At 60.4% G+C, this 502-nt stretch carries 1 protein-coding gene; it reads left to right on the forward strand.

Translation table 11 applies throughout. From position 1 onward, the window contains the following. On the forward strand, nucleotides 1-502 hold a 502-nt coding region (locus tag AC3WQS_RS31345; RefSeq protein WP_492741650.1), incomplete at both ends, for an AMP-binding protein.

The raw sequence follows: 502 nt of genomic DNA on the forward strand, positions 1-502 counted from the left end.
ATCGGTGAGGCGTTGCCGGTGGAGGCGGTGCGTGAGTTCGGGTTGGTGTCGTCGGCGCGGTTGCATAATTTGTATGGTCCGACTGAGGCGGCGGTGTCGTTTACGTTTGCGGATGTGACGGCTGCTGGGTCGGGGTCTGTGGTGTCGATTGGTGTGCCGGAGTGGAATTGCCGGGTGTTTGTGTTGGATTCGCGCCTTCGGCCGGTTGCTGTGGGTGTTGCGGGTGAGTTGTATTTGTCGGGTGTGCAGTTGGCTCGGGGGTATGTGGGTCGTCCGGATTTGAGTGCGGATCGGTTTGTGGCGTCGCCGTTCGGTTCGGGTGAGCGGATGTATCGGACGGGGGATCTTGTTCGCTGGAACTCGATTGGTGAGTTGGAGTACATCGGTCGTACTGATTTTCAGGTGAAGTTTCGTGGTCAGCGGATCGAGTTGGGGGAGATCGAGGCGGCGTTGGTGTCGCATGGGTCGGTGTTGTCGGCTGCGGTGGTGGTGCGTGGGTCGG

The organism is Rhodococcus sp. FW305-130 (assembly GCF_058788335.1).